This is a genomic window from Paracoccus sp. SY (assembly GCF_002901215.1).
GTDB classification, from domain to species: domain Bacteria; phylum Pseudomonadota; class Alphaproteobacteria; order Rhodobacterales; family Rhodobacteraceae; genus Paracoccus; species Paracoccus acridae.
This window is the reverse complement of sequence record NZ_NWMQ01000075.1, coordinates 1-7991: the sequence shown is the minus strand read 5'-3', so window position 1 is coordinate 7991 and position 7991 is coordinate 1. Positions and strand designations below refer to the sequence as shown.

The following is a 7991-nucleotide window of genomic DNA, read 5'->3' as shown; positions in this document are numbered from 1 at the left end:
GCGCAACCGCCATCACGGGCGTCACCATCGCCGCGCCCCGTCCCCAGGATCATGCGGGCTTTCTCTTGGCCTTCACTGGATCGCCGACGACGGATCCGATGCAGGTTTCCCTGGCCGGGGGCGCAATCACCGTGCGCCCGGGCACAGCGCCGACCTTTGTCGGCTTCGACGTCCAGGTGCCGGACCTGGAAGCCGTGGCCCGAAGACTTCGCGCCTCAGGCATTGCGCATGGCGAGTGTGCAGCAGAAATAGCTGTTGAAGCTGATNGCAGGTTCCGCTGGCTGGGGGCGCGATCACCATGAGCCAAAGCGTGACTGTCAGAAGGGTTCCGCCTAGGCTGGATTGGCTGCTACCGCGAAAAGCTGGTGCCTGCAGGTCCGGCATGTCAGAGGCGCGAACTTCGGCGATCCGGTTGTGCGTTTGGGCTAGTGCATAGCCCAGCTGGCCTGGTCATCCTTGTTCAGGACCAACCCTTCTCTTTCAGGATCTGGCCACAGAGAACTCGTGACACGCAATCTGATTGCGCCTGCAACATTTTCAGCCTTGGCTCTGCATTTCGGAGCCGGCGCTATCCGGGAGGATCTCCTGCGGGCTGGCATCCGATATCCCGACCAGCTCGCTACTGCCCTCCCCTTGGCCTTGCTCTGCCGTGCTCACATTTGTCAGACAGGAGGCATCCGCGCCCTTACCTCCCATTACGACTGTGCCGCCGAGAGCGATGCAGGCCTCCTGGAAGGCAACGCGCTCAGCCTGCGCTTGGTCAGCGACCCGAACCTGATCGGCAAAGGCAATGACTGCCAGTCCGCCCAGAATGATTGGCACTGCCATCTTCATGCGGCTTCTACCGACCCACAGGCCGTTCTGCGACTTCGGATTCATATGGTTTCTCTCCTCTGTCTTTGGTGATCCTTTGCGATCGTGCGCCTTGACGCAAGGATTCACTTCCTTTGAGTTCTGGGCACCGGCCCGCGACGCCGCACCTCGGCAATCGGATGCACAACCGGGATCATTATTCTCGAAGCCTTCCTCCCGCCGATGCGACAGCCACGGCCACAGCGACCACAGCGGGCGAGTCCGTATCGCCACCATGCCGATGATCTGGTTAAGGATACCGCGGAAGTCGCCGCATCGGGCGAGGACCTCCATGCTCAAAAACCGCTTTGTCGATGTTGCCGTCACAGGGTTTTTGCCGTGGAGTGGCGATGATGCCGTTCAAAGCCCCAAATTCCTGGCTGATCACGGAGCTTCGCCGTTCTGGACGTTCACGGTTCCATTATTCGTGCTGAGACGACCTCGGGCAGCAGACCACCGCCATTCCCGTTGCCGGTCGGTTCAAAGAACGTCACAAGTTGTTTCGAGCTGAACGGTGAGTTCAATACGGCCTGCAGTCTCCGCGTCCCTTGTCCCAGTCGTAATGTCCTGACCGTGATATGCGGCGGCTCCGCACGAGAACAGCCAGCATCAAGTCCTTCTGTTCTGCAAAGCTGGAGGATGCCCGTTTCAATCTCCTGTCTCAGGTGCAGGCATTCCTGGAGGAACGATCGTTTCCTTGATCGCGCGGTTGGCCTCATCGGACATGGCATCGAGCTTCGCCCGGTAGGCTTCAAGCATCTCCCGGTTCTTCCCGTGGTCAGAGATGACCATCTCGCGGAAGCCCATGAAGGCCTCTGAACTGAAGCCTCGTTGCCGCAGGTCACGGATCCATTCGGACACGAGTGAATATTCGGAGTTCTGAATGTCAGCTACGCATTTCTGGGCGTTGCTCTTGCCCACGAAGCTGCTGGTGCTGTTGGTAGTCTGCGCCCTGACAGCCTCGACATTATGATCGAAGCGCGTCTGGATCCATGCGCTGTGGCGCTGCAGAGCCTTCATGACCTCGTCGCCGCTTGCCGCATCAAGATACACGCCTCCGCCCACTTCGGCGACTTCGGTCAGTTTCGCACGATCCTCGGCCGGAAGGTCGAAGCCGATCACGTTGACGATGGCGCGGGTGCCGGAGTCATGAAGCACGCGCGCGGCAGCGACAGGATCACCGCCACAGGTCTCTTCGCCATCCGACACGATGAACACGACCTGCTTGCCCTCTTCCGCCTCGGGCGCCAGCGCTTCTCCGGCGGCCTTTATCGCCGTGGCGAGCGGCGTCCAGCCGGTCGGCTGAATGGCATCAAGCGCCTGGGCAACGGCTCCAGCCGCATCGGGCCCGACAGGCAGAAGAGTCTCGACGCCCGCACAGGACACTGCCTTCCCGCTCTCGTCATTGCTGCCCTTGTGGCCGAAGACCACCAAGCCGATTTCGGCTTTTCCGGACAGGGATTGCACGAAGCGCGTCACGGCATCTGTGGCCGCCTGCATCTTGACCTCGCTTCCGGCCTGCCCCGCCATCGAGCCGGAGGCATCGACCGCGATCACTGCGCGCAGCCAACCGGGCCCCTTTCCCTCCGCTCCCCAAGCCAAGGTGTCCGGACCATCGACAAGATCAAGCTCCGGAAAGCACGCCTCGACCTGCGACGGGTGCTGTTGCCGAAAGTGCTGGTAGATTTGCTCGGCACTGGCGCTTTCAGACAGAACAGTGTCTGCCTGCCCCAGGAAAGGGAACAACATCGCAATGCTGCCTGCAACCAGCCCGAATATGCGGGGAATGCTCTGCATGCTTCCTTGCATAGGACGGATCCGCCGCAGGGTGCAAGCCGGTCCGGTTCCCATGAGAGGCCTCCCAGAGCTTGTAGTTCACACCGCCGCATGAGGACCAAAAGCAGGAAAAAGGCGACAATCAAGCTTGGCCGGAAGCCGGCATTTTTCTGGCCAGGCGCGAAACGCACTTCTTGTCATGGTCTGTTGGGAGCGTCACACAGCAGAGGAAAGAAGTCTGTGTCGCGACCTTCGGTGGCTGCGTGCAGCAGGAGGATGCGATATGGAAGCCTTGATCGAACAGAACCTGGGAAACCCCCTGATCCTGGCGGCCCTCTTGTTCCTGGCGACTTTCGTGATGGAGGAGGTGGCCATCTTTGTCGGAGCGGGGCTGGCGGCGTCTGGGGAAATGACCTCCGGCCTTGCCCTCGCCTCGTTGATCGGGGGCATGATCGTCAGCGACTGGTGCCTTTACGGGATGGGGGCGCTTGCAGGGCGCAGCAGGCTTGTTGCGGGATGGGTGCCGCAAGACAAACTGGACCAGGGGCGCCTGCTGTTGGGCCGCAGCACCTTTATGGCCGGACTTCTGGCCCGAATTGTTCCATGGCTTCTGTTCCCGGTCTTTGTCGCCAGTGGCTTTCTGGGCGTAGGCTTCCGGCGCTTTGCCTTGGTCAATACCGCCATCGCCGTCGTCTACATCCCTGCGATCTTCTACGGGGCATTCGGCATCTATGCCGCTTTGATAAGCTGGTTGGGCAACTGGGCCTGGCTGGCTGGCGCCATGGTCCTGATCCTTCTCCTGTGGGCAGTGAGAGTAGCGGCACGGCGCTATCTGCCAGAGACCGACGCCTCTGATCGCTGAGGAGCTGTTTGACGCAACAGACAGTCCAGGGAATCCATCAGCAGGTCCGGGTGGCTCCAGGGCAGGAAGTGGTCTGCTTCCTCGATGAGGATAGACGCAGGCGCGTCCGGCAGGCGAGCACGCAGATAGTCTGCGTTGGAGGGCGGAACCAGGTTGTCACTGGTGCCCTGAACAATTGTCACCGGAAGATGGAGCGCTTCCAGATCACCGGCCAACTGCTCCAGTCCACCCCGCAGCGACATCAGCTCTGCATTCGAGTTCGCGAGTTCGGTCGGAAGCATCCTTTCGAAGAACTCCATGGCCGCAACCTCCTGCAGCGGATGGATCTCTTCCAGACCTGGATCTGCAGCAGCGCCAATCAGCAGAAGTCCTGCCACCCGATCTGGATGGTCGGCCGCCAGCCGCAGGGCCATCGGACCCCCATAGGAGTATCCCACCAGAACCACCGGAGGTTGCGGCGGCAGACCCAGGAGGGGGAGCAATGCGTCAGCTTGCTGTTGCAATTCGGGCAGCGAAGCATCGCCGCTGCCGCCATAGCCGGGCCGGTCGGGGGCAAGATAAAGCCGGCCCTGCGGGACGTCCGACAGCCACCGTATCCATTCCTCTCCAAGGCCGGGGCTGCCATGGATAAAGATGACCCGCCGCCCGCCAGGCTGTCCTGCCGCCAGAACATGCAGATCATGGCCGGTCTCTGCCGCCACCCGCAGGCTGCGCAACGAGCCGGCAGGCGTCTCGAGATCTTCCTCCAGTCCGATCCCGGTCATTGCGATCAGCTGTTCCCGCAATGGTTGGAAGGGCTCAAGGATGAAGGTCAGCGCCTCTTCGGCAAAGGACTGCTCTGGCGCAGCGATCTGGATGATCTCGCCGGGGATCGGGCAATGCGGGAGGTCTGAGATCATGATCCGATTTCTAATGTGAGCGTCCGAGGAAAATTCATCTGCAAGGAGGGGCAGCGCAGGTCACGTTCACGAGCTTGGGGGGTAGGTCCGGCGAAGACGCTCCTGCTGACGCTGCAGCCGGATCATTCCGATCAACCCGACAGGCCGATGGCCCTGCCGACGCATGGCGGCCCCGATGGCGAAGAGAACCCGATACTGCTGCCACAGGGTTCGCCATGCCTTCCACAGCGTGCCGGTGCCTGCCCAGATGTGCAGCATCTCTGCGCCGGCGCCGTTCAGTTCGACGATCTGGAAGCCGCGGCCCTGACGCAGTTCCGCCAGGCTGCGGAACCGGATATCGAAACGTCCGAAATGAAAGTCCGGGATCTCGCGTGAGATCTGATCAATCACGTCCTCCAGTTCTGGAGTGATCTGGTGCAAGCCGTTCCGGTAGACGGCCCCAAGCCTCGCGCTACGCGCATTCGTCAGGCAATGGAACTCGTCCTGCGCCAGGACACGATCCCATGCGCCCAGATCGCGCTCACGATAGATCGCGGCATTGGCCTGCAGGATCGGATCAGATGCGACAAGTTGCGCCACGCTGTGAGAGCCGTTCCCGATGACATGAGGGGGATAGACAAGGGCCAGCGAAACGATGCGGCCCTGTTGATCCTCTGGATGGCGGATGTAGAAGATGCCGGCCTCACCCGGAAGGTCGATCAGCTCCTGCAGCATGACCCGGGCATTCTCGGGCTGCAGCGACAGATAATCCGCAAGTTCATCCTTCGCCTTCAGGACCCGCACGCCCCAGCCTTGATAACCCCGATCCGGTTTTCCCATGACCGGAAACCCCAGACCCTTGGATCTCATGGCAGCCTCTGCCACGCTCAATCGATCCAGTCCCGGATGGCAGTCGATGGTTACAAAGGATGGAAGAAACTCTCGACCGGTAGCGCCGAAAAGCTCCAGTCCCTGGGATTTGCTTTCGCCCCACAAGCCCCCGGCATCCAGTCCCGGATTGGCGGCGCTCGGCAAGGTCAGGCTTCGGTGCCGTATCGAGAGCATCAACCACATCAAGGCGGGAACGACATAAAACAACTGCTCGGGGATGCGCCGTTTGAACTGCGGATAGACCGGCCCTTCGGGAGGGCGGATCGACATCGGTGCGGACGGTGTGGGGTATGGCTTTCTGGAATAGGTCAAACGGACTGCAAGGGCTCTTTCGGATGTCGGCCTGGAGGCCATAAGGGAAAACGGGAAAGCGGGAAAGCGGAGCATGCGGTATCGGTGAGCAAAAGACCAGTTTTTTGCTCCGACAATGGCGCCCTTGCATCCGAACAGAGCCGAAGATCGCTGTTCCGGTTGCCGCAGAGGCCGCAATCAACACCTCACTCCGGCCATTCGGCGCATGTCTTCATGAAGGCCAGAACATCGGAAGCCCATGGTGCAGTCTGACCTCTTCATGCTGCGTCAATGTCCACGCCACCAGAGGATAAGGCCGCACTGGATCAACTCCCTCCCCTCAGACGCGATCACTCCTCATGGCCGAGGCTGAAACGGAAAGCCCGGCGCAGGAACGCCGGGCATCAGAGGAGGGAGAGAGGGAGAAAATTGTGACCGCATCCGCCGGCCACTGGGCTTCGGAGTGATGAACACGTGGCCTTAGTCGCGGTTCCGCTGCAAAACCCAGCGGCTCTGTCGGCACGCAGGATTGCCGCCGTTCGGCCGGCCTTCACATGCATGAAGTCGACCACCAGGGAGCCGGGCCTTCTGTTCGCCGTGACCTGCGCCAGGAGCATTCATGCAAATACGCCCTGCGGCTCGAACGACAACGCCTCTCGCCTCGAAACACGGAAGCACCCTTCAGGAACAAAAAACCAGCCACACTCTTAAGTTGCAAACAGCCTGTTGTCTTACCCTTGTAGTGTTGCTAGCCTTCATGTGACCACGGCAAGAACCGAAGGCCCGTCCTGCCAGGCGGGTCTTTCTTGTTCAAAGAATGGCCCGTGCAACACGGATCATCTGCAGCAACTCATAGTTCCTGTCGTTCAGCCGCACGACCTGTCCGTTCACAACGGCGGGGGGGCTGGCCCCGGCCCATCGTGGTTCCGCGCTTGGCGCCAAAAGGCAGAAAAAGGCATCGAACAGCCTTTGCAGGACATCGAGCAGGAGCAGGACGAAACTAATGGGCAGACAAGGAACCTCCCGGATGAGAGGTTGACGAGCCGCAGGGGGCGCTGCGAGGCTGCCCGCCCATGTCACGTCATAATGAGGATGCACGCAGACTTGGGGCGGGTAGCGAGGAAGAAGTGCGCTGCTCTTTTGGCTACGCAGACAAAGCTTTGCCTTATTCCCCCGCCTTGGGACCGTATCCCTCCTCCCATTCCACGAATGTGCTGATGCAGCCATAGGCGCAGGGATTTGGATCCTTTGCACAGGCGGCGACACACAGAACAACGGCACAAAGAGCAAAGCGCAACATGGAAACCTACCTTCTACACCCGTTTAAGGTAGTCCCTGGATCCATCCGAATGAATATGTCCTTTTGTTCACTCAATAAGCCTGGAGAGCAGGACCGGCCCCGCTTCAGCGGGGAGCAGCGTAAACAGCTGCCCAATAGACAGTCCGTCCATCAGACCCGATCGCACGACCGACGCCAAAGTCACGAAGCTGAGGGATCAGGATATTCTGCAGATGGCCGGGCGATCCGTTCCAGGCCGCCAAGGCCTGCGAAGCGTTGTAAGGACCTACCGCGATGTTCTCGGCAGTAACACGGGGAGCGTATCCCAGCTTCTTCACCCGGGGCCCGGGGCCAGAGGTGGAACTGCCTGCATGTGTCATGCGGCCTCGTTGCGCCATGTCGCAGGCATGGGCAGCAGCTGCGCGGGCAAGCTGTGAATTGGCCTGCACAGGAGAAAGGCCAGCTTGGGCCCGGGCCGCATTCGTGGCCCGAACACCAGCCGCTTGCTCTGATGCATCAGGGCTGAAGCACTGGGCGTCGCCGGGTGCCGAGGCCTGGACGTCGTGGATATTCCGGTTCTGGCTGGTGGGAGATGTCGAACAAGCAGCAATGCTCAGGGCGAATGCGGCAGCGGAAGAGATCTTGAATGTGGTGGAGGTCATGATGTCGGTTCCAGGCGTTGCTTTCCGGGGTTGAAGGTTAAAACCGAAAAACAATTACAAGTTGCATCACACCCCTAAAAGCATGAGCAAAAAACATGGCCCGGGTTGCTTTGCAGCGCTCCGGGCCGTCGTGGTATTCCTGATTTGCCGTGCTTTTATGACGTCATAGGCCAGACAATCAAGCCTCGTGCCTGCGGCGATCCATCATCCAAGCTTTCTGAGCCACCAACACAAGATGCGGACACTTCCTAATCTTGTCGGGCTTAGCCGCACATATCAGCCGTCCGTTTTACTTTTCCGGCGGCGGCAAGACACCAGTCGACAACTTGATCGATGTCAGCCGCGAGAGCCGTTTCAAACCAGAACCGGCTGATCACCCGCATTCTTTACGATGAGGCTATGCGCAAGGCCATGCGCGACCAGCGTTGCCAAGGCCAGCATTGTCGCGACCACCAGGAACAGGAACAGGAACAGGAACTGCACGGCGCACGAAGCGTTCC

Annotated in this window: 6 protein-coding genes; 1 reads left to right on the top strand and 5 read right to left on the bottom strand. The window is 60.4% G+C overall.

The genetic code is table 11. From position 1 onward, the window contains the following. Positions 1 to 537: 537 nt before the first annotated feature. Positions 538 to 1146, bottom strand: a complete 609-nt coding sequence (locus tag CK944_RS23030; RefSeq protein WP_146038739.1) for a hypothetical protein — start codon at positions 1144 to 1146, stop codon at positions 538 to 540. Between the two features lie 354 nt (positions 1147 to 1500). Next, positions 1501 to 2649 carry a VWA domain-containing protein gene (locus tag CK944_RS20820; protein WP_158248103.1) on the bottom strand — a complete coding sequence of 383 codons (1149 nt, stop codon included), beginning with the start codon at positions 2647 to 2649 and terminating at the stop codon, positions 1501 to 1503. Between the two features lie 262 nt (positions 2650 to 2911). Between CK944_RS20820 and CK944_RS20815 the strand changes: the two genes are divergently transcribed. Then, entirely contained in the window at positions 2912 to 3490 is a 579-nt protein-coding gene (locus tag CK944_RS20815) for a DedA family protein (RefSeq protein ID WP_103174975.1), read from the top strand. Here the strand turns inward: CK944_RS20815 and CK944_RS20810 are convergent. The 3 genes from CK944_RS20810 to CK944_RS20795 form a co-directional block, all read right to left on the bottom strand. Next, positions 3457 to 4389, bottom strand: coding sequence for an alpha/beta fold hydrolase (locus tag CK944_RS20810; protein ID WP_103174974.1), 933 nt, complete (start codon positions 4387 to 4389; stop codon positions 3457 to 3459). The genes CK944_RS20815 and CK944_RS20810 overlap by 34 nt on opposite strands. A gap of 66 nt (positions 4390 to 4455) precedes the next feature. Next, complete coding sequence (locus CK944_RS20805) at positions 4456 to 5748, bottom strand: ATP-grasp domain-containing protein (RefSeq protein WP_239986194.1); 1293 nt, start codon at positions 5746 to 5748, stop codon at positions 4456 to 4458. Between the two features lie 1206 nt (positions 5749 to 6954). Next, positions 6955 to 7491 carry a CAP domain-containing protein gene (locus tag CK944_RS20795; RefSeq protein ID WP_103174971.1) on the bottom strand — a complete coding sequence of 179 codons (537 nt, stop codon included), beginning with the start codon at positions 7489 to 7491 and terminating at the stop codon, positions 6955 to 6957. Positions 7492 to 7991 lie beyond the last annotated feature (500 nt).

Bases quoted from the DNA above. Each gene is read 5' to 3' on its own strand.
- CK944_RS23030 (WP_146038739.1), bottom strand. From the start codon at position 1,146: ATGGAGGTCCTCGCCCGATGCGGCGACTTCCGCGGTATCCTTAACCAG.
- CK944_RS20820 (WP_158248103.1), bottom strand. From the start codon at position 2,649: ATGCAGAGCATTCCCCGCATATTCGGGCTGGTTGCAGGCAGCATTGCG.
- CK944_RS20815 (WP_103174975.1), top strand. From the start codon at position 2,912: ATGGAAGCCTTGATCGAACAGAACCTGGGAAACCCCCTGATCCTGGCG.
- CK944_RS20810 (WP_103174974.1), bottom strand. From the start codon at position 4,389: ATGATCTCAGACCTCCCGCATTGCCCGATCCCCGGCGAGATCATCCAG.
- CK944_RS20795 (WP_103174971.1), bottom strand. From the start codon at position 7,491: ATGACCTCCACCACATTCAAGATCTCTTCCGCTGCCGCATTCGCCCTG.